Genomic DNA, 21,042 nt, shown 5'->3' with positions numbered 1-21,042 from the left:
GGCCGGTCGCGGCTGATCCCGCAAAAGGGGACAAGAGCCGCTCCTACGAGGTCACTGCCTTCGGCTGTTCAACCCGCCAGCTTGCCGAAGATGCGGAAGCCGGCCAGCCACACGCCGAGCATGCTGCCCAGGTTGGTCAGCAGGAAGGTCAGCACCACCCGCGAGACGCGGTTGCGGTACCAGCCGCGCAGGTTCTGCGCATCGTCGCGCAGGGCCAGGAAATCGCCATAGGCCGGCTTGCGCATGTGCACCTCGACCAGGGCGCTGAACGCACCGGCCGGCACGCCGGGGCGGAACGGCTTCAGCGGCGCGGCGATGGCGCCGGCGATCACGCTCAGCGGATGCCCGCCGGCGAGGATGCAGCCCAGCCCGGCCAGGCCGCCGGTGAACAGCACCCACTGCAGCAGCAGGTCTGTGCCCAGCGCGAAGCCGCCGTGCCAGTAGCCCCAGGCCACGCCGCCCAGCACCAGCGCGGTCAGGGTCAGGGTGATCCATGGCACCTTCTTCTTGGTTTGCACCTCTTCCAGCGCCTTGCGCAGCGTCGCCGGATCGTCCTGGTCGCCCTGCAGATGCCGCGCCAGACCGGCCAGGTGGCCGGCACCGACCACCGCCAGCACCTCGCGCACGCCGGTCGACGGCGCGCCCTCCAGCGGTTCGGCATTGTCGGTCAGCGGCAGCGCGCGCTGTTGCGCCCGTTCCTCGCGCAGGCGCGTGGCCATGTAGCGGTCGCGCTCGGCGATGATGGTTTCGTACAGCGCCGGACTCTCGCTGGCGAAGTCGCCGAAGCTGGCCTCGAGCATGTCGCCCTGCTTGAGCTTCTCGATCTCCGCCTCGCCGACCTCGTCGGAGGCGAACAGGCCACCGAGCAGGCCGCTGGCCAGCTTCAGCTTGCCGAAGAAGCCGAGCCGGCTGGAGGCGCGCTTGAAGGTCAGGCCGACTTCGCGATCGACCAGGTACACCGGCAACTGCCGTTCGCGCGCCAGCAGCACCGCGCGCTTGAGTTCGGCACCGGGTTCGATGCCCAGTTGCTCGGCCAGACGCCGTTGGTAGGCGGCCAGCGCCAGGTTGGCGGCGAATAGGGCCACGCGGCCCTTGCGGATCACCTGCACCAGGTCCAGCTTGGTCAGTGCGTCCGGATCGGTCAGCGCCTGCAGGCGTTGCGGATCCAGTTCCACCGCCACCGCGTCGAAACGGCCGCTGCCGATCGCCCGTTCCACGGCGGCAACGCTGGCCAGGGACACGTGCGCGGTGCCGAGCAGGGTGTAGCGGATGCCATCGCGTTCGACGATGCGGTACGGCTGGCCGTCGAACAGCGCATCGTCGCCGTCGGCCTGGGAAAGTTCGTTCATTCCATCACTCATCGGAGGGCGCCTCGTCGGCGCCGGGGCTCAGCGGGCATGGGGGGTGAGGGCATCGGCCGCGACAGGCATGGGCGCCTGCCGCCGGGGCGGGCTGCGTCGCAGTCCGCGGCGCGGCGCATGCGAGGACCGGGGCGGCGCTGCGGGTCAGTCGATGTAGCGTTTCAGCAGATCGCCGTAGGCATCGATGCGGCGGTCGCGCAGGAACGGCCAGATCCGCCGCACGTGCTCGCTGCGCTGCAGGTCGACGTCGCAGACCAGCACGGTCGGCTCGGCGCCGGCCTCGGCAATGAACTCGCCCTGCGGACCGAGCACATGGCTGTTGCCCCAGAACTGGATGCCCGATGCGCCCAGCGGCGACGGCTCGTGGCCCACACGGTTGCAGCTCAGCACCGGCACGCCATTGGCCACCGCATGACCGCGATGGCTGAGGATCCAGGCGTCGCGCTGGCGTTCCTGCTCGGCCTGTTCGTCATTGGGGTCCCAGCCGATCGCGGTGGGATAGAGCAGCAGTTCGGCGCCGGCCAGCGCCATCAGCCGCGCCGCTTCCGGGTACCACTGATCCCAGCACACCAGCACGCCGAGGCGGCCGACCGAGGTCTGGATCGGGGTGAAGCCCAGATCGCCCGGGGTGAAGTAGAACTTCTCGTAGAAGCCCGGATCGTCGGGGATGTGCATCTTGCGGTACTTGCCGAGCAGGCTGCCGTCCTTTTCGAACACCACCGCGGTGTTGTGGTACAGGCCGGCGGCGCGGCGCTCGAACAGCGAGCCGACCAGGACCACGCCATGGCGCTTGGCCAGCGCGCCCAGGCGCTCGGTGCTGGGGCCGGGAATCGGCTCGGCCAGGTCGAATTCGTCCACCGACTCGTGCTGGCAGAAGTACGCGCCGTTGTGCAGTTCCTGCAGCAGCACCAACTGCGCGCCCTGCGCGGCAGCCTCGGCCACACGCGATTCGATCGCTGCCAGGTTCGCCGCGGCGTCGCCGTGGTTGCGCTCCTGGATCAGCGCGACGGAAAGAGTGTTTCGGCTCATTGCGGAATCAAGGTTCGCGGTAAACCGGCATGGTAGCGCGGATGGCCGCGCGGCAGGTTCCAGGGAGATGAATGCCGCGCCGTGCGTGGCCGCGGGTGTGGTCGGCGCTGCGCCGGCGTGCGGCGCAGCGGCGGCGGCTCAGTCCGCGAGCAGGCCGGCCGGCAGCTGCATGGTGATGCAGTGCAGGCTGCCGTTCTGCCAGATCAGCGCGCGGCAGGGGATCGGCACGATTTCATGCTGCGGGAAGGCCTGCGCCATCACCGCCTGCGCCTGCGCATCGGCCGCGTCGCCGTAGGCCGGCATCAGCACCGCGCCATTGACGATCAGGAAGTTGGCGTAGGAGGCGGCCAGGCGCCGGCCCTCATCGATGACCGGCTGCGCCCACGGCAGCGGGAACAGGCGATAGGGCGCGCCCTCGGCGGTACGCAACGCCGCCAGTTCGGCGCCCATCGCCTGCAACTCGGCGTAGTGCGAATCGCCGGCGTCGTCGCAGGCCTGGTAGACAATCGCATCGGTCCCGGCGAAGCGGGCGAGGGTGTCGATGTGCGCGTCGGTGTCGTCGCCTTCCAGGTAGCCGTGGTCCAGCCACAGCACGCGCTGCTGCGCCAGCCACTCGGCCAGGTCGTGGCTGAGCGACTCGCGGCTGCGCTGCGGATGGCGCTCGTGCAGGCATTGCCAGGTGGTCAGCAGGGTGCCGGCGCCGTCGCAGTCGATGGCGCCGCCTTCCAGGGCGAAGTCGATGCGGCGCACGGCGCTGTCGGCGAACAGACCCTGCTCGGCCAGCACACTCACCAACTGGTCGTCGCGGCTGGCCTGGAATTTGCCGCCCCAGCCGGTGAAGCGGAAATCCAGCAACTGGAAGCCGCCGCCGGCGCGCGCCAGGGTGATCGGGCCGGAATCGCGCAGCCAGGTGTCGTCGTACTCGGCCTCGACGAAGCGCACCCGCTGCATGTCCACCCGCGCCGAGCGCAGCCGCGCCTCCGCATAGATCTGCAGGTCGGCGTCGGCCACGCAGATCAGCACCCGCTGGAAGCGCACGATCGCCGCGACCAGGGCGATGTAGGTCTCCTCGACCTCGGCCAGGCGCTCGGCCCAGTCGGTGCCGGCATGTGGCCAGGCGATCAGGATGGCGGACTGGGGCTCCCATTCGGCGGGAAGGCGAAGACGATCAGACATTGCGACTACTACTCAGGTTGTGCCTGGCATCGCGCCAGGGCGTGTGTCATTCATATCCCCGCGCCGGCGGCGCGGGGGCGTTGCGCGGGACCGCGGGACGAGACGGTCGCGACGCGGCAGCGCCGGGGTGTTCGGTCAGGCGCTCGCGCAACCGGGCGCAGGACCGACGTCAGCGGATCGCCGGCTTCGGGCCGATCTCGTTGGCGTCGGCCTTGTTGGCGACCACGTCCACCACCTTCTGCTTCTCGAAGTACACGGTGAAGGCCGGATAGACCCAGCGGTTGATGGTCGGCCACTGCCGCTTCTGGCCGCCGCGCGGCTCCAGCTTCTGCTGCGGGGCGCCGTAGCGCGCCTGCACCTGGGCCATGCTCAGGCCGCGGGTCGGCAGCGCCGCCGCGGGTTCTTCCTTGACCCGGTCGACCAGCAGGGTCTCGGCGTGGGCGCCGCCGGCCAGGCCCAACACGGCCAGCAGCGGCAGGACGGACAGACGATGCTTCATCACGTGTACTCCCCAGAGGACGAACGCCGATTACAGCAAACTTCGGCAACAAAAAACCGCCCGAAGGCGGCTTTCGTCGACGACCGGCCACCGCTGCGCGCGGTGCGGCAGGGCAGGCCGGGTCGGATCAGCGCTGACGCGCCTTGAAACGGGGGTTGGACTTGCAGATCACGAAGACCTTGCCGCGGCGGCGGACCACCTTGCAGTCGCGGTGACGGGCCTTCGCCGACTTCAGGGAGGACAGGACTTTCATGGCACACCTCGGCGTAAACTTGTGGATTCGAAGGAGGGCGGCACGGCCGAAACCATGGCGCAGGATCAGTAAGCCGGCGATTGTAGCCTGGTTTTCTTCATGGTTTCAACTGCTTGCGCCAGCTCGGCCGGCGTCGGCGCTACAATGCGCCGCCCCATCCTGAGGAACCGCATGAACGAGCCCGCTCCCGTCCTGACCATCGATGGCCCATCCGGGGCCGGCAAAGGCACCGTCAGCCGCATCGTCGCCGCCCGCCTGGGCTGGCATTACCTGGATTCGGGGGCGCTGTACCGGGCGGTCGGGGTCGCGGCCAGCTGGGCCAATCTGGACATTTCCGACGCCGCCGCCCTGGTGCGCTGCACCTTCGATACCCGGGTGGACTTCGACGAGGTCGCCGGCGGCGGCCTGCGGGTCCGGATCAATGGCGCCGACGCCACCGACGAGTTGCGCCTGGAGACCACCGGCGCGGTGGCCTCGGCGATCGCCGCCATCCCCGAGGTGCGCGCGGCGCTGAAGCAGCGCCAGCGGGCCTTCCGCACCCCTCCCGGGCTGGTCGCCGACGGTCGCGACATGGGGACGGTGATTTTCCCCGATGCCCCCTACAAAGTGTTCCTGACCGCCAGCGCCGAGGAGCGTGCCCAGCGCCGGCATAAGCAGTTGAAGGAAAAAGGGGTTTCGGTTATATTCGACGACCTGCTGCGCGAGATCATGGCCCGCGACGCACGCGATGCCCAACGCGCGGTGGCCCCGCTGAGGCCGGCAGACGATGCCGTCCTCCTCGATACCACCGGCATGGACATCGACCAGGTGGTGGGCCGCGTCCTGCAGTTGCTGCCGGTCTGAGCGGCACGCAGGGCAGCAGCAGGGCGGCATCGTCATGGATGCCGCCGGTTCCTCGCAACACCCGCAACATCCATGTTCCATCGATAGCGTCAAAGGCTCCGCTGCGCAATCCCGCGCTGCGGTTTTTCCATTCCACACCCGGCCGCTGTTCGGGCCGACTAACAGGTGGACAGTCGCTGTTTTCCAGAAGAAAACGCCCTGTCCGTGTGTCCACTAGAGTAATTTCAAATGACCGAATCTTTTGCCGAACTGTTCGAAGCCAGCCAAGCCAACCTGGCCAAGCTGAAGCCCGGCGCCATCGTCACCGGTACCGTCGTGGAAGTCCGCGGCGACGTGGTGGTGATCAACGCTGGCCTGAAGTCCGAAGGCATCGTGCCGATCGAGCAGTTCCGTAACGACGCTGGCGAAATCGACGTCGCCGAAGGCGACCTGGTCAAGGTCGCGCTCGACTCGCTCGAGAACGGCTTCGGCGAGACCGTGCTGTCGCGCGAGAAGGCCAAGCGCGCCATGGTGTGGGACGAGCTGGAAGAAGCGTTGGAGAAGAACGAGACCATCACCGGCCGCATCAGCGGCAAGGTCAAGGGTGGTTTCACCGTGGACATCAAGGATGTCCGCGCGTTCCTGCCCGGTTCGCTGGTGGATGTGCGCCCGGTGCGCGACCCGGCCTACCTGGAAGGCAAGGAACTGGAGTTCAAGCTGATCAAGTTGGACCGCAAGCGCAACAACGTGGTGGTCTCGCGTCGTGCCGTGGTCGAGAGCGAGCACTCGGAAGAGCGCGAGCAGCTGATGGACAAGCTGCAGGAAGGCGCGATCCTGAAGGGCGTGGTCAAGAACCTGACCGACTACGGCGCGTTCGTGGACCTGGGCGGCATCGACGGCCTGCTGCACATCACCGACATGGCCTGGAAGCGCGTGCGCCATCCGTCCGAAGTGGTCAACGTCGGCGACGAGCTGGACGTGCGCGTGCTGAAGTTCGATCGCGAGCGTAACCGCGTCAGCCTCGGCCTGAAGCAGCTGGGCGAGGATCCGTGGGACAACATCGCCCGCCGCTACCCGGCCAACAGCCGCGTGTTCGGTAAGGTCTCCAACGTCACCGATTACGGCGCGTTCGTCGAGATCGAGCCGGGCGTGGAAGGCCTGGTGCACGTGTCCGAGATGGACTGGACCAACAAGAACGTCAACCCGTCCAAGGTCGTGCAGGTCGGCGACGAAGTCGAAGTGATGGTGCTGGACGTGGACGAAGAGCGTCGCCGCATCTCGCTCGGCATGAAGCAGGTCGCCGCCAATCCGTGGGAGACCTTCGCCGCCACCCACAAGAAGAACGACAAGGTGTCCGGCCAGATCAAGTCGATCACCGACTTCGGCATCTTCATCGGCCTGGACGGCGGCATCGATGGCCTGGTGCACCTGTCCGACATCAGCTGGAACACCACCGGCGAAGACATCGTGCGCAACTTCAAGAAGGGCGACACGCTGGAAGCCGTGGTGCTGGCGGTGGACCCGGAGCGCGAGCGCATCAGCCTGGGCGTCAAGCAGCTGGAGCAGGATCCGTTCGGCCAGTACATGGCCGCCAACCCGAAGGGCTCGAAGGTCGAGGGCGTGGTGCGTGAAGTGGACGCCAAGGGCGCCACCATCGATCTGGCCGACGGCATCGAAGGCTACGTCGCTGCGCGCGACATCGCCAACGAGCGCGTCGACGACGCCAGCCAGCACCTGAAGGTCGGCGACAAGATCGAAGCCAAGTTCGTGGGCATGGACCGCAAGGGTCGCACCCTGCAGCTGTCGATCAAGGCCAAGGACGATGCCGAAATGCGCGAAGTGCTGGAGGAATACCAGTCCGCGTCGGGCGGCACCACCCAACTGGGCGCGCTGCTGCGTGCGCAGTTGAACGGCAACAAGTCCGAGTAACCCGCCACACGCAGCGTTACTGGCACGGCCCGGTGTTCCCGGGCCGTGCCAGGTTGCGACCCCACTGCACGCATCCGTAAATGACCAAATCCGAGCTGATCGAAATCCTGGCGCGCAAGCAGGCGCATCTGAAGTCGGACGACGTCGATCTGGCGGTGAAGTCGTTGTTGGAAATGATGGGCGGCGCCCTGTCCGGCGGCGATCGCATCGAGATCCGCGGCTTCGGCAGCTTTTCCCTGCATTACCGGCCGCCGCGCCTGGGACGCAATCCCAAGACCGGTGAGTCCGTCGCGCTTCCCGGCAAGCACGTGCCGCATTTCAAGCCCGGCAAGGAGCTGCGCGAGCGCGTGAGCGGCGTCGTCCCGGTCGAATCCGACACGCCCTGAGCCCGGCGTCCGGCGCTTGCCGGAATCCACGCCTGTTCGGCTAATCTAGTGTCTCCCGACGCTGGAGTTGCTCATGAAAATTGCACGACTGCTGATCCTGCTGGTGTTGTTGTTGGCCGGCCTGGTCATCGGGTCGCTCAATTCGCAGCCGATCCAGATCAACTTCGTGTTCTCCAGCATCGCCACCACCTCCGGCATCGCCATCATCGTCTCGCTGTTCGCCGGCGTGCTGATCGGCGCCTCGCTGGTCCTGGCGGCCCTGGTGATTCCCCTGTACGCCAAGCTGCGTCGCGCCAACAAGGCCGCGAACGCCGCTGCGCCGGCCGTCGCGCCGGTCTCTTCCCATGCCCACCAGCCCTTGGACGGACGCTGATCTTCGATGGACTTTCTGACCGAGTGGTTCTGGTTCTTCCTGTTTCTGCCGCTGGCGGCGCTGAGCGGCTGGGTGATCGGTCGCCGTGGCGGCCAGCGTCATGGCGACACCCAGGTCAGCCGGCTCTCCAGCACCTATTTCCGCGGCCTCAACTACCTGCTCAACGAGCAGCCGGACAAGGCGATCGAGCTGTTCCTGCACATTGCAGAGCTGGACAAGGAAACCTTCGAGACCCAGGTCGCGCTGGGCCACCTGTTCCGCCGCCGCGGTGAGGTCGACCGCGCCATCCGACTGCATCAGGGCCTGGTCCAGCGCGGCGACCTGAGCGACGCGCAGCGCGTGCAGGCCTTGCTGGCGCTGGGCGAGGACTACATGAAGTCGGGGCTGCTGGACCGCGCCGAAACCGTGTTCACCGAACTGGCGCAGATCGACCAGCGCGCGCCGCAGGCGCTCAAGCACCTGATCGGCATCTACCAGGCCGAGCGCGACTGGGAAAAGGCCATCGACAACGCCACCCGCTACGAAGAGGTGACCGGCGAACCGATGGGCAAGCTGATCGCCCAGTTCGAATGCGAACTGGCCGATCGCTATCGCGCCTCTGGAAAGAACGACCTGGCGCGCGCGGCGATCGCACGCGCCTACCAGGCCGACGCCAAGTCGGTGCGCGCCGGCATCCTGGAAGGGCGCATCGATGTCGACGACGGCAACGACGAGGCCGCGATCCGCGCCTTCGAGCGCGCCGCCCGCCACGACCCGGACTACCTGCCGGAGATCATGCCGGCGCTGATGGAGTGCTACCGCCGCGGCCAGGATCTCAGCGGCGCGCGCGCGTTCCTGTCGGAGATGACCGAGCACTACCGCGGCATCGCCCCGGTGCTGGCGCTGACCCGCCTGATGGAGTCGCAGGAAGGCATTTCCGCTGCGCGCTCCTATCTGGGCCGGCAGCTCAAGGACCGGCCGTCGGTGCGCGGCGAGTCCGCGCTGATCGATCTGACCCTGGCCGAGGGCGCCGATTCCACCGCGACCCTGCAGGATCTCAAGCACATCACCGACCAGTTGCTGGTGCGCAATCCCAGCTACCGCTGCACCCGCTGCGGCTTCGGTGCGCGCACCCACCACTGGCAATGCCCCAGCTGCAAGGAGTGGGGCACGGTCAAGCCGTTGCTCAACTACGCGGTGGTGTAGTGCCCATCGCAGGAGTCGCGCTGCTCTTGGCGCTCGGGGTGTTCAGCGCGGCCGGCACCTGGCTGTCGCGCCAGTACGCACTCAAACGCAAGTTGATGGATGCGCCCGGCGAGCGGCGCAGCCACACCGTGGCGACGCCGCGCGGCGGCGGCGTGGCGATCGTGGCGGCGGTGCTGCTGGCCTGCGGCTGGGCGGCCCTGCAATGGCCGCAGCACGGCGCGGGCATCGCCACTGTCGCCGCCGGCCTGGTGCTGGTCGCTGGCGTCGGCTGGTGGGACGACCACCGTTCGTTGTCGGCGGCATTGCGATTGCTGGTGCATGTGGTGGCGGCGACTCTGCTGGCTGCACTTGTCTACAAGGCGAGCCAACCGCTGTGGGTGGTCGCGCTGGTGTGGTTGGCGGCGGTTTCGTTGATCAATATCTGGAATTTCATGGATGGCATCAATGGCCTGGCCAGTAGCCAGGCGATGCTCGCCGCCCTGGGATTCGCCTGGTTGCTGCCTGAGCCGCTGCGTTGGCCATGCTGGGTACTGCTGGTGGCCTGCGCGGGATTTTTGCCGTTCAACTACCCGCGAGCACGCATTTTCCTCGGCGATGTCGGCAGCGGCGCGCTCGGTTACCTGATCGCTGCGTTGTTTGCCTGGTGCATCGTCGCCGGCGGGCAGGCACCCTGGCTGCCGGCCTTGCCGCTGTCGGCCTTCGCCATCGACGCGGGCTTCACGCTCGCCTCGCGCATGCTCGCCGGCGAACGCTGGTGGCAACCGCACGCGCAACATTTCTATCAGCGTTGGGTACACACCGGCAGTAGCCATACTGTCGTCACGCTCGCCTACGGTCTGTTCAGCATTGTCGCGATTACAATTGCGCGGCTGGGCAGGCCGCTGGATGCGGGCTTCCAGGCCGGTCTGACGATCGCCTGGTTCTGTTCGGCAGGTGTGCTTTGGCTGGCTTTGCGCAACCGGATGCGCCGAACTCTTACGGATTACTGATGCTTTCCACGCGCGACCGAGTCACCGAGCTGTTTCCGAAGGCCTCCGTGGTCGTCCACGATCTGGCCATCGTCTGGGTCTGCTGGCAACTGCTGCACGCCGCGCGCTACACCATGCTCCCCGGCGAGCATCCGCTGCCGTTGTGGAACCTCAACACCGCCATCGTGCTCGCCGCGCAAGGGCTGGTGTTCTGGAAGGTGGGCCTGTACCGCGGTCTGTGGCGCTTCGCCAGCGTTCCCGACCTGCTCAATATCTTCAAGGCCAGCTTCTATGGCCTGGTGGCGATCGTGCTCGGGCTGGCCTACAGCCGTTTCGATGCGATCCCACTGTCGGTGCTGATGGTGTATCCGTTCGCGCTGTCGGCCCTGCTGGGCGCGCCGCGGCTGCTGTATCGCGCCTGGAAGGACTACCAGATCGCGCACTCGGACGACACCGCGCGGCGTGTGCTGATCGTCGGTGCCGGCCGTGCGGCCGAGGCACTGGTGCGCGACCTGCGCCGTTCCGGCGCCTACCAGCCCGTAGGATTCGTCGACGACGCCGGCCATCTGCACGGCGCCAAGCTGCAGGGCCTGCCGATCCTGGGCCGCATCGACGAGGCCGGCGCGATCGCCAAGGAAACCGCGGCCAAGCTGCTGGTCATCGCAATCCCGTCGCTGGACGCGGCCGGCATGCAGCGCGTGGTGGCGATCTGCGAAAGCACCGGTCTGCCGTTCCGCACCGTGCCGCGCCTGCTCGATGTGCTCGACGGCCATTACCTGCCGGGCGAACTGAAGGAGGTCGCGATCGAGGACCTGCTCGGGCGCAAGCCGGTGACCCCGGACTGGAAGCTGATCAAGGGCTGGCTGTCGGGGCGTACCGTGCTGGTCACCGGCGCCGGTGGCTCGATCGGTTCGGAACTGTGCCGGCAGTGCGCACGCCACGGCGCACGCAAGATCGTGTTGCTGGAGATCAGCGAACTGGCGCTGATCACCATCCATGCCGACCTGCGCCGGACCTTCCCCGATCTGGAGATCGACTGCGTGCTCGGTGATTGCGGCGATCCGGCGGTGATCCGCCACGCCATGCAGGTGGCCGAGCCGGATGCGGTGTTCCATGCCGCCGCCTACAAGCAGGTGCCGCTGCTGGAGCAGCAGTGCCGCGAGGCGGTGCGCAACAACGTGCTGGCCACCGAGAACGTGGCGCGTGCCTGCGTCGCCGCCAAGGTCTCGACCTTCGTGTTCATTTCCACCGACAAGGCGGTCAATCCGGTCAATCTGCTCGGCGCGTCCAAGCGCTATGCGGAAATGGTGTGCCAGTCGCTGGACGACCAAGCGGTGAGCACGCGCTTCGTGACGGTGCGCTTCGGCAACGTGCTGGATTCGGCGGGTAGCGTGGTGCCGCTGTTCCGCGAGCAGATCCGCCAGGGCGGCCCGGTGACGGTGACCGATCCGCAGGTGACGCGCTACTTCATGACCATTCCCGAAGCCAGCCAGCTGATCGTGCAGGCCGCGGCGTCCGCGTCGCATGGCGCCATCTACACCCTGGACATGGGCGAGCCGGTGCCGATCCGTCTGCTGGCCGAGCAGATGATCCGCCTGGCGGGCAAGCAGCCCGGGCGCGACATCGCCATCGTCTACACCGGCCTGCGGCCGGGCGAGAAGCTGCACGAAACCCTGTTCTACGCCGACGAGAACTATCGGCCCACCTCGCATCCGAAGATCCTGGAAGCGGGCGTGCGCAGCTTCTCGCGCGAGGACGTGCTGCGCGGTGTGCAGCAGTTGCGCGCCGCGGTGGCCGATTACGACAGCGACACCATCGAGAAGGTGTTGCGCATGACCATGCCGGAGTTCGCGCCCTTGCGTCAGCAAGACGGTCACGACGGCTCCGCTACCATCGTTCCATTCCCCGCACGCGAGGCCAGAAGGCTCTGATGAGCAAGAGAATCCGCAAGGCAGTATTTCCGGTTGCAGGTTTGGGTACCCGCTTCCTTCCCGCCACCAAGACGGTTCCCAAGGAAATGTTGCCGATCATCGATCGGCCGCTGATCCAGTACGCCGTGGACGAGGCGATCGAGGCCGGTTGCGACACCCTGATCTTCGTCACCAACCGCTACAAGCACGCAGTCGCGGATTATTTCGACAAGGCCTACGAACTGGAGCAGAAGCTGGAGCGTGCCGGCAAGCACGAACAGCTGGAAATGATCCGCCACGTGCTGCCCGATGGCGTGCGCGCGATCTTCGTGACCCAGGCCGAAGCGCTGGGCCTCGGCCATGCGGTGCTGTGCGCCAAGTCGGTGATCGGCGACGAGCCGTTCGCAGTGCTGCTGCCGGACGACCTGATCTGGAACCGCGGCGACGGTGCGCTGAAGCAGATGGCCGATCTCAACGAGCGCAGCGGCGCCAGCGTGATCGCGGTGGAAGACGTGCCGCACGAGAACACCGCCAGCTACGGCATCGTCGCCACCGAGGCCTTCGACGGTCGCAAGGGCCGCATCGCGCAGATCGTCGAGAAACCCAAGCCCGAAGATGCGCCGAGCGATCTGGCGGTGGTCGGTCGCTATGTGCTCAGCTCGAAGATCTTCGAACTGCTGGAAAGCACCGGCACCGGTGCCGGCGGCGAGATCCAGCTGACCGACGCCATCGCCGCGCTGTTGAAGAGCGAAGAGGTCGACGCCTACCGCTTCGAGGGCACCCGTTTCGATTGCGGTACCCACCTGGGCCTGGTCGAGGCGACCATCCGCTTCGCGCTGGAGAACAAGAAGCTGGCCAAGCCGGCGCGCGAGAAGCTGACCCAGATGCTTGCCGAGGAGTGAGCTGGGCACGGCGCGCCGCTGCAGGGCGGCGCGCTGGCCGAGTTTCTGATCCAGTAGCGTCAAGCAATGATTCGATCCGAATCGGTCGAATCGTATGACAAAAAAAAGCAGCCGCGAGGCTGCTTTTTTTTGCGCTGGCGTGCGCAGCAACGCTTGATGCCGGACCCTCACCCCAACCCCTCTCCCGGTGGGAGAGGGGCTATGGCCCGCTTTTGGATAAGAGGTGGCTGAGGGTAGGGCGCTACCGCGCGCTTACAGCGCCTCGATGATGCCCGCGGCGCCCATGCCGGTGCCGATGCACATGGTGACCATGCCGTACTTCTGCTTGTGCCGGCGCAGGCCGTGCACCAGGGTGGCGGTACGGATCGCGCCGGTAGCGCCGAGCGGATGGCCCAGGGCGATGGCGCCGCCCAGCGGGTTGACCTTGGACGGGTCCAGGCCGCTGTCGCGGATCACCGCCAGCGACTGCGCGGCGAAGGCCTCGTTGAGCTCGATCCAGTCCAACTGGTCCTTGCTCAGGCCGGCCTGCTTGAGCGCCTTCGGAATCGCCTCGATCGGACCGATGCCCATCACTTCAGGGCGCACGCCGGCGACCGAGAAGCTGACGAAGCGGGCCAGCGGGGTCAGCCCGTAGTCCTTGATCGCCTGCTCGGAGGCCAGCAGCACCGCACCGGCGCCGTCGCTCATCTGCGAGGAGTTGCCGGCGGTGACGCTGCCGCCGAACTGGCCGTTGCGGAACACCGGGCGCAGCTTGGCCAGCCCTTCGATCGAGCTGTCCGGACGCGGGCCTTCGTCGGTGTCGACCAGCTTCTTGCGCAGGGCGATGACGTTGCCGGCCAGGTCGGGCTGGTGCGAGACGATCTCGTACGGGCTGATCTCGTCGCGGAACTCGCCGGCGGCGATCGCGGCGATGGCCTTCTGGTGCGAGGCGAGGGCAAAGGCATCCTGGTCCTCGCGCGACACCTTCCATTCCTCCGCCACCTTCTCGGCGGTGATGCCCATGCCGTAGGCGATGGCGACGTGGTCGTCGGCGAACACGCTCGGCGACAGCGCGACCTTGTTGCCCATCATCGGCACCATCGACATCGATTCGGTGCCGCCGGCCAGCATCAGGTCGGCATTGCCCAGGCGGATCTGGTCGGCGGCCAGCGCCACCGCCTGGATGCCCGAGGAGCAGAAGCGGTTGATGGTCTGCCCGGCCACCGAATTCGGCAGGCCGGCCAGCAGCACGCCGATGCGCGCCACGTTCATGCCTTGCTCGCCCTCGGGCATCGCGCAGCCGATGATCGCGTCGTCGATGCGCGAGGTGTCGATCCCCGGCGCCTGCGCCACCACCGCGCGCAGCACGTGCGCCAGCATGTCGTCGGGACGGGTGTTGCGGAACATGCCCTTGGGCGCCTTGCCTACCGGGGTACGGGTGGCGGCGACGATGTAGGCTTCCTGGATCTGTTTGCTCATTTGGCTTTCTCCGAAAGCCGGGATTGGGGATTCGGGATTGGGGATTCGTCAGAGCGGATCCCGGCGTCGAATGCTTTGCCCGGCTGATAAAAGGTGGGAGGCGAGGGTGGCATCAGGTCTTGGGGATCTGCCGTAACGAATCCCCAATCCCGACTCCCGAATCTCAGTTCCTCAACGGCTTACCCGTCTTGAGCATGTGCCCGATGCGCGCCTGGGTCTTTTCCTGCTGGGCCAGTTCGACGAAGTGCTTGCGCTCGAGCTTGAGCAGCCATTCCTCGTCCACCAGCGCGCCGCGGTCGACTTCGCCGCCGCACAGCACGGTGGCGATGCGGGTGGCGATCTCGTAGTCGTACTCGCTGATGAAGCGGCCTTCCAGCATGTTGACCAGCAGCATCTTGAAGGTGGCGATGCCGACGTCGCCGGCGACCTGGATGCGTCGCGCCGGCAGCGGCGGGCGGTAGCCGCCCTCGGCCAGGGCGCGCGCCTCGGCCTTGGCGATGTACAGCGATTCGTAGCTGTTGAACACCACCTTGTCGGTGCCGCGCAGCAGGCCCAGTTCCTTGGCGTTGACCGCCGAGGTGGAGACCTTGGCCATGGCCACGGTTTCGAAGGTCTTCTTCAGTTCGGCGAACACGTCGCCGCCCGGACCCGCGGCCTGCGCCGCGCGCACCGCGATCTCCTTGAGGCCGCCGCCGGCCGGCAGCAGGCCCACGCCGGCCTCGACCAGGCCGATGTAGCTCTCCAGCGCAGCCACGGTCTTGGCGCTGTGCATCTGGAACTCGCAGCCGCCGCCCAGCGCCAGCCCGCGCACCGCCGCGACCACCGGCACCAGCGAATACTTGATGCGCTGGCTGGTGGCCTGGAAGTTGGCGACCATCGCCTCGAACGCATCGACCTTGCCGGCCTGCAGCAGGCCCAGCGCGCCGGCCAGGTCGGCGCCGGCGGAGAAGGGTTCCTTGTGCTGCCACAGCACCAGGCCCTTGAAGTCCTTCTCGGCGCGGCCGACCGCTTCCTGCAGGCCGTCCAGCACCTGGTCGGAGACGGTGTTCATCTTGGTCTTGAAGCTGACCACGGCGATGTCGTCGCCGTCGTGCCACATGCGCAGGCCGTCGTTCTCGAACACGGTCTCGCCCTGCGCGAACTTCTCGCCCAGCAGCGGATCGGGGAAGCGCTGGCGCTTGTACACCGGCAGCGCCGAGCGCGGCAGCTTGGCGTCGCGCGCCGGGCTGTACGAGCCTTCGGCGGCGTGCACGCCGTCGCGGCCGTCGAACACCCAGTTCGGCAGCGGCGCGCTGCTCATGCTCTTGCCGGCAGCGATGTCGTCGGCGATCCACTGCGCGACCTGCTTCCAACCGGCGGCCTGCCAGGTCTCGAACGGACCCAGCGCCCAGCCGTAGCCCCAGCGGATCGCCAGGTCCACGTCGCGCGCGGTCTCGGCGATGTCGGCCAGGTGGTAGGCGCTGTAGTGGAACAGGTCGCGGAAGGTCGCCCACAGGAACTGCGCCTGCGGATGCTGGCTCTCGCGCAGCTTGGCGAACTTCTCGGCCGGGTTCTTGATCTTCAGGATCTCGACCACTTCCGGCGCCGCGGCGCGGTCGGCCGGACGGTAGTCCTGCTTCTGCAGGTCCAGTACCACGATGTCCTTGCCGACCTTGCGGAAGATGCCGGCGCCGGTCTTCTGGCCCAGCGCGCCCTTGCCGATCAGCGCCTCCAGCCACCTCGGCGCCTTGAAGAAGGCATGCCAGGGATCGTTCGGCAGGGTGTCGCCCATGGTCTTGATGACGTGCGCCATGGTGTCCAGGCCGACCACGTCGGAGGTGCGGTAGGTGGCCGACTTGGGACGGCCGACCAGCGGGCCGGTGAGGCCGTCGACCTCGTCGAAGCCCAGGCCGAACTGCTCGGTGTGGTGGATGGTGGACAGGATCGAGAACACGCCGATGCGGTTGCCGATGAAGTTCGGGGTGTCCTTGGCGTAGACCACGCCCTTGCCCAGGGTGGTGACCAGGAAGCTCTCCAGGCCTTCAAGCACCGCCGGCTCGGTGTGCTTGGCCGGGATCAGCTCGGCCAGGTGCATGTAGCGCGGCGGGTTGAAGAAGTGCACGCCGCAGAAGCGGTGGCGCAGCTGTTCCGGCAGCACGTCGGACAGGGCGTTGATGCCAAGGCCGGAGGTGTTGGAGGCCAGCACCGCATGGTCGGCCACGAACGGCGCGATCTTCTTGTACAGGTCCTGTTTCCAGTCCATGCGCTCGGCGATGGCTTCGATGATCAGGTCGCAGCCGCGCAGTTGCTCCAGGCCGGAGTCGTAGTTGGCCGGGGTGATGGCCTCGGCCAGCGCGGTGCTGGCCAGCGGCGCCGGGCTGAGCTTGGTCAGGTTGGCGATCGCCTTGAGCACCACGCCATCGGCGGGGCCTTCCTTGGCGGGGAGGTCGAACAGCACGGTGTCGACGCCGGCGTTGGTCAGGTGCGCAGCGATCTGCGCACCCATCACGCCCGCGCCCAGGACGGCGGCACGGCGGACGAGCAGGGGATTGGACATAGCGATCAGCCTCTGTGGGTCAACGTTTGCGGGATCAGGGAGCCGAGTGGGCGAGGAAGCCGGCTTCGGCGAAACGGATGAGTTCGCGGGCGGCGTGGGCGCGGTGCGCGCCCTCGCTGACGCCGGCGGGGCGCTTGATCAGGCCGAAGTCGGCCATGGCGTAGGTCAGGGCGCCGGCCAGGAAATCCAGGCGCCAGTACAGTTCCTGCTTGCTCAGCCCGGGCACGCAGGCGGCGATGGCCTTGCCGAACTCGCGCAGCACATGGCCGTAGTGGTCGGACAGGAACTGGCGCAGGCTGTCGTTGTTCTCGGCGTAGGCGCGGGCGATCACCCGCACGAAGGCGCCGCCGCTCTGCCGCTCCTGGGCCATCGCCAGGGCCGGCTCGACGAAGGCGGCCAGGACCGGGCCGAGCTGGCCGGGATGCTGCCGTTGCGCGGCTTCCAGTTGCGCCATGCGCGCGGCGGTCATCTCGTCCATGCGCCGCCGGAACACCTCGTTGACCAGGTTTTCCTTGGACCCGAAGTGATAGTTCACCGCGGCGATGTTGACGTCGGCCTGGCTGGTGACCTGGCGCAGCGAAGTGCCGGAAAAGCCGTGCTGCGCGAACAGTTCCTCGGCCGCGCTGAGGATGCGGTCCTTGGTCGAGAAGTGCGCTTGCTTTGCCATGCGGCCGCCAGAATCAATCAAACGATTGTTTGAGTCTAGGCCCGGGCGGGGAGGGCGTCATGCTGCTTTGCAGCACGATTCAGGCCCGACCGTGCAAAGCCGGCGCCGATTGGATAGAATTGTCCATCGCAATTCTGGCTAAGCCCGCGTTTTGACGCGGGTTTTTTTCATGTTAACCTCGGGCCTTCAGTGGCCCGCCCAACGGAGAACTTCCCATGGCGCTGGAGCGCACCCTGTCCATCATCAAGCCCGATGCCGTCGCCAAGAACGTCATCGGCGAAATCTACTCGCGCTTCGAGAAGGCCGGCCTGAAGGTCGTGGCCGCCAAGTACAAGCAGCTGTCGCGCCGCGAGGCCGAGGGCTTCTACGCTGTGCACCGCGAGCGTCCGTTCTTCAACGCGCTGGTCGAGTTCATGATCTCCGGCCCGGTGATGATCCAGGCGCTGGAAGGCGAGAACGCCGTGGCCGCGCACCGCGACCTGCTGGGCGCCACCAACCCGAAGGACGCCGCGCCGGGCACCATCCGCGCCGACTTCGCCGATTCGATCGACGCCAACGCCGCGCACGGCTCGGATTCGGTCGAGAACGCCGCCAACGAAGTGGCGTACTTCTTCGCCGCCACCGAAGTGGTTTCGCGCTAAGCGAGGTCGTCGTGAACGAGGTCGTCCATCCTCCCTTGGCCATCGCCGATCCCGTGCGGAGCGGCGCGGCGGCCAAGCAGAATCTGCTCGACCTCGATCGCGAGGGGCTGGAGCGTTTCTTCGCCGAGACCCTCGGCGAAGCGCGCTACCGTGCCCACCAGGTGATGAAGTGGATCCACCACCGCTACGTCACCGACTTCGACCAGATGACCGACCTCGGCAAGGCGCTGCGCGCCAAGCTGCAACGGCATGCCGAGGTCGTCGTCCCCAACATCGTGTTCGACAAGCCTTCTGCCGACGGCACCCACAAGTGGCTGCTGGCGATGGGCGTGGACGGCAAGAACGCGATCGAGACCGTGTACATCCCCGACAAGACCCGCGGCACGCTGTGCGTGTCCTCGCAGGTCGGTTGCGGCCTCAACTGCACGTTCTGCTCCACCGCCACCCAGGGCTTCAACCGCAACCTCTCCACTGCCGAGATCATCGGCCAGGTATGGGTGGCGGCGCGGCATCTGGGCAATGTGCCGCACCAGATGCGCCGCCTCACCAATGTGGTGATGATGGGTATGGGCGAGCCGCTGATGAATTTCGACAACGTCGTGCGCGCGATGAGCGTGATGCGCGACGACCTGGGCTACGGCCTGGCCAACAAGCGCGTGACCCTGTCCACCTCGGGTCTGGTGCCGCAGATCGACCGCCTGTCCAGCGAGAGCGACGTGTCGCTGGCGGTGTCGCTGCATGCGCCCAACGATGCGCTGCGCGAGACCCTGGTCCCGCTCAACAAGAAGTACCCGATCGCCGAGCTGATGGCCGCCTGTGCGCGCTACCTGCGCGCCAACAAGCGCCGCGAGTCGGTGACCTTCGAATACACCCTGATGAAGGGGATCAACGACCAGCCCGAACACGCGCGGCAACTGGCGCGGCTGATGCGCCAGTTCGACAACGCGGTGCAGGCGTCGAATGCCGGCAAGGTCAACCTGATCCCGTTCAATCCGTTCCCGGGCACGCGCTACGAGCGCTCCGGCGAGACCGAGATCCGCGCGTTCCAGAAGATCCTGCTGGACGCGCAGGTGCTGACCATGGTGCGGCGCACGCGCGGCGACGACATCGATGCGGCCTGCGGGCAACTCAAGGGGCAGGTCATGGACCGCACCCGTCGCCAGGCCGAGTTCAAGCGCGAATTGCAGACGCGGGCGGATCGGGATGCGGCGGCGTAGCCAAGGGCGTTCCCTCGCGATGGTGGCGATCGCAGTGCTGGCCTTGCCGGGCTGCAACTGGATCGCGGCCAAGACCGGCACGGTGCGCACCAGCGAGCAGGTGCAACCGCAGTATTCCTTCCGCGACAACCGTGCGGTGAAGGCGCGGGTGGCCTTGCAGGAACAATTGGGTCTGGCCGCCAACGGGCTTGCCTCCGGCGACCTGGAGGCCGCGCAGACGCATGCGCGCAAGGCGCTGGCGCTGGATCCGCAATCGGTGGACGCGCTGACCGTGCTGGCGGTGCTCGCCGATCGTCGCGGCGATGCCACGACCGCCGGCGGGTACTACCGCAAGGCTGCGGAGCTGGCGCCGAGCAACGGTGCGACCTTGAACAACTACGGTGCCTGGCTGTGCGCGAATGGGTCGCCGGCCGAGTCGCTGGCCTGGTTCGACCGTGCGCTCGCGCTGCAGGACTACGCCACGCCGGCTTCGGCGCTGGCCAACGCCGGCGGCTGCGCCTTGCAGGTCGGCCAGCGCGAGCGCGGCGAACGCGACCTGCGCAAGGCGCTGGACCTGGACCCGGACAACGCATACGCACTCGAGGCGATGGCCCGCAACGAGGTCGCGCAAGGGCGCTTTTTCGAGGCGCGCGCCTTCGCCGAGCGGCGTCTGGCGGCTGCGCCTGCCACCGCTTCCGTGTTACAACTTGCTATTCAGATTGAGCAAAGGCTGGGCGACAAGGCTGCCGCCGGCCGTTACCAACAGCGGTTGCGCAAGGAGTTTCCCGACGCCGCGACCACGACACCCGGGGCTAGTGCATTGTGATCAGTGATTCCAATCCGAACGCTTTCGATGGCGCCAAAGGCTGCGGGCAACAGCTCCGCGAAGCGCGCGAAGCGGCCGGCCTGAGCATCGACGACGTCGGCAGCCGACTGCGCATGCCGGTGCATGTGGTGCAGGCACTCGAGTCGGAGCAGTGGCAGCGCCTCGGCGCGCCGGTGTTCGTCCGCGGGCAGCTGCGCAGCTATGCGCGCCTGCTCGGCGTCGATCTGGAGCCGTTGCTGCAGACCGCGCAGATCGCGCCGGTGCAGCCGGTCGAATTGATCAGCCACACGCATACCCCGCCGCTGCGGCGCATGCTCGAAAGCGCCACGCGGCGCATGGTCTACGTGGTGATCACCGCCGGACTGGCGGTGCCGGTGTGGTACGCCACCCGCAGCCATTTCGCCGACGACAACGGCCCCAGCACCGCCTCGCTGGATGTGGTGCCGGGTACGCCGGGCACGACCCCGGCGGCAACGGCGACGCCGGCCAATGGCGCCGCTGCGGCCGCACCGGCCGCGCCGGCGGCTGCACGCCCGGCGCCGAGTGCGGCACCGTACATCGCCTCGTTGACGCCGATGCCGCGCCCGGCCGCAGAGCCGGAGAAGAACGCCCTGAGCCTGTCGTTCCAGGGCGACAGTTGGGTGCAGATTCTTGCCCCCGACGGCACGCCGGTGGAAAAAGCCCTGCTGAAGGCGGGCGAGACCCGCACCTATGCGCCGGGCCAGGTCGGGCGCGTGGTGCTGGGCAATGCCTCCGCGGTCCAGGTTCAGCAATCCGGGAGTACCGTGGATCTGACCCCGTTCAGGCGCGCGAACGTGGCGCGCTTTGCGGTATCCTCTGACGGTTCCGTGGTGCCCGCCTCCGAGTGACGGCGGCGCGGTTCCTCACTTTCAACATTCCATGTCCCGTCGCAGCGGCGGGGCGA

The 21,042-nt window shown here is 67.5% G+C and carries 20 protein-coding genes; 12 read left to right on the top strand and 8 right to left on the bottom strand.

The features are described from left to right. Positions 1–68 precede the first annotated feature (68 nt). The 5 genes from AC1PLR_RS11155 to ykgO all read right to left on the bottom strand — a co-directional run bounded on the left by AC1PLR_RS11155 (position 69) and on the right by ykgO (position 4,318). Complete coding sequence (locus tag AC1PLR_RS11155; protein ID WP_010342883.1) at positions 69–1,361, bottom strand: TraB/GumN family protein; 1,293 nt, start codon at positions 1,359–1,361, stop codon at positions 69–71. 144 nt (positions 1,362–1,505) lie between these two features. Continuing rightward, positions 1,506–2,390 carry a carbon-nitrogen hydrolase gene (locus AC1PLR_RS11150; RefSeq protein ID WP_019799707.1) on the bottom strand — a complete coding sequence of 295 codons (885 nt, stop codon included), beginning with the start codon at positions 2,388–2,390 and terminating at the stop codon, positions 1,506–1,508. Between the two features lie 138 nt (positions 2,391–2,528). Continuing rightward, the gene (locus AC1PLR_RS11145) at positions 2,529–3,566 is read right to left on the bottom strand and encodes an agmatine deiminase family protein (protein ID WP_481101013.1); all 1,038 of its coding nucleotides are present in this window, start codon (positions 3,564–3,566) and stop codon (positions 2,529–2,531) included. Positions 3,567–3,735: 169 nt separating this feature from the next. Continuing rightward, the gene (locus tag AC1PLR_RS11140; RefSeq protein WP_017913727.1) at positions 3,736–4,065 is read right to left on the bottom strand and encodes a hypothetical protein; all 330 of its coding nucleotides are present in this window, start codon (positions 4,063–4,065) and stop codon (positions 3,736–3,738) included. Positions 4,066–4,192: 127 nt separating this feature from the next. Continuing rightward, the gene (gene ykgO / locus AC1PLR_RS11135; protein WP_010342887.1) at positions 4,193–4,318 is read right to left on the bottom strand and encodes a type B 50S ribosomal protein L36; all 126 of its coding nucleotides are present in this window, start codon (positions 4,316–4,318) and stop codon (positions 4,193–4,195) included. A 171-nt stretch (positions 4,319–4,489) separates the two neighbouring features. On the opposite strand from ykgO, the gene cmk reads away from it, so the two are divergent. From cmk to galU, 8 genes are all read left to right on the top strand, one after another. Then, entirely contained in the window at positions 4,490–5,161 is a 672-nt protein-coding gene (gene cmk / locus AC1PLR_RS11130; RefSeq protein ID WP_017913728.1) for a (d)CMP kinase, read from the top strand. Positions 5,162–5,389: 228 nt separating this feature from the next. After that, positions 5,390–7,069, top strand: a complete 1,680-nt coding sequence (gene rpsA, locus AC1PLR_RS11125; protein ID WP_010342889.1) for a 30S ribosomal protein S1 — start codon at positions 5,390–5,392, stop codon at positions 7,067–7,069. An 80-nt stretch (positions 7,070–7,149) separates the two neighbouring features. Next, positions 7,150–7,455 (top strand): integration host factor subunit beta, encoded by a 306-nt coding sequence (locus tag AC1PLR_RS11120; protein WP_010342890.1) that lies wholly within the window; start codon positions 7,150–7,152, stop codon positions 7,453–7,455. A gap of 73 nt (positions 7,456–7,528) precedes the next feature. Continuing rightward, positions 7,529–7,828, top strand: a complete 300-nt coding sequence (locus tag AC1PLR_RS11115) for a LapA family protein (protein ID WP_209245736.1) — start codon at positions 7,529–7,531, stop codon at positions 7,826–7,828. Between the two features lie 6 nt (positions 7,829–7,834). Beyond that, a complete protein-coding gene (gene lapB, locus AC1PLR_RS11110; RefSeq protein ID WP_010342892.1) occupies positions 7,835–9,013 on the top strand; it encodes a lipopolysaccharide assembly protein LapB in 1,179 nt (392 codons plus the stop codon). Continuing rightward, positions 9,013–10,002 carry an MraY family glycosyltransferase gene (locus AC1PLR_RS11105; RefSeq protein WP_420009755.1) on the top strand — a complete coding sequence of 330 codons (990 nt, stop codon included), beginning with the start codon at positions 9,013–9,015 and terminating at the stop codon, positions 10,000–10,002. Before lapB ends, AC1PLR_RS11105 begins: the two co-directional genes overlap by 1 nt. Next, on the top strand, positions 10,002–11,912 hold the full coding sequence (locus AC1PLR_RS11100) for a polysaccharide biosynthesis protein (protein ID WP_481101012.1): 1,911 nt from the start codon (positions 10,002–10,004) through the stop codon (positions 11,910–11,912). The genes AC1PLR_RS11105 and AC1PLR_RS11100 overlap by 1 nt, the downstream gene beginning before the upstream one ends. Continuing rightward, positions 11,912–12,793 (top strand): UTP--glucose-1-phosphate uridylyltransferase GalU, encoded by an 882-nt coding sequence (gene galU, locus AC1PLR_RS11095; protein WP_029562082.1) that lies wholly within the window; start codon positions 11,912–11,914, stop codon positions 12,791–12,793. The genes AC1PLR_RS11100 and galU overlap by 1 nt, the downstream gene beginning before the upstream one ends. A gap of 252 nt (positions 12,794–13,045) precedes the next feature. Here galU and AC1PLR_RS11090 read toward each other — a convergent pair whose 3' ends face one another. From AC1PLR_RS11090 to AC1PLR_RS11080, 3 genes are all read right to left on the bottom strand, one after another. Next, positions 13,046–14,251, bottom strand: coding sequence for an acetyl-CoA C-acyltransferase (locus tag AC1PLR_RS11090; RefSeq protein WP_010342896.1), 1,206 nt, complete (start codon positions 14,249–14,251; stop codon positions 13,046–13,048). A gap of 163 nt (positions 14,252–14,414) precedes the next feature. Further along, entirely contained in the window at positions 14,415–16,787 is a 2,373-nt protein-coding gene (locus AC1PLR_RS11085) for a 3-hydroxyacyl-CoA dehydrogenase/enoyl-CoA hydratase family protein (RefSeq protein WP_481101011.1), read from the bottom strand. A gap of 34 nt (positions 16,788–16,821) precedes the next feature. After that, a complete protein-coding gene (locus AC1PLR_RS11080; RefSeq protein WP_010342898.1) occupies positions 16,822–17,454 on the bottom strand; it encodes a TetR/AcrR family transcriptional regulator in 633 nt (210 codons plus the stop codon). A gap of 215 nt (positions 17,455–17,669) precedes the next feature. Here AC1PLR_RS11080 and ndk point away from each other — a divergent pair, with 215 nt between their 5' ends. From ndk to AC1PLR_RS11060, 4 genes are read left to right on the top strand one after another with little or no spacing between them, the layout of a single operon-like run. Further along, entirely contained in the window at positions 17,670–18,095 is a 426-nt protein-coding gene (gene ndk, locus AC1PLR_RS11075; protein ID WP_002812972.1) for a nucleoside-diphosphate kinase, read from the top strand. An 11-nt stretch (positions 18,096–18,106) separates the two neighbouring features. Continuing rightward, entirely contained in the window at positions 18,107–19,312 is a 1,206-nt protein-coding gene (rlmN, locus tag AC1PLR_RS11070) for a dual-specificity RNA methyltransferase RlmN (RefSeq protein ID WP_481101010.1), read from the top strand. Beyond that, positions 19,299–20,117, top strand: a complete 819-nt coding sequence (gene pilW / locus AC1PLR_RS11065) for a type IV pilus biogenesis/stability protein PilW (RefSeq protein WP_209245731.1) — start codon at positions 19,299–19,301, stop codon at positions 20,115–20,117. The genes rlmN and pilW overlap by 14 nt, the downstream gene beginning before the upstream one ends. After that, positions 20,114–20,986, top strand: a complete 873-nt coding sequence (locus AC1PLR_RS11060) for a helix-turn-helix domain-containing protein (RefSeq protein ID WP_209230909.1) — start codon at positions 20,114–20,116, stop codon at positions 20,984–20,986. The genes pilW and AC1PLR_RS11060 overlap by 4 nt, the downstream gene beginning before the upstream one ends. The last annotated feature ends 56 nt before the right edge of the window (positions 20,987–21,042 follow it).

Source organism: Xanthomonas sp. NCPPB 3570 (assembly GCF_056725115.1).
This window is presented reverse-complemented; position numbering and strand designations above follow the sequence as displayed.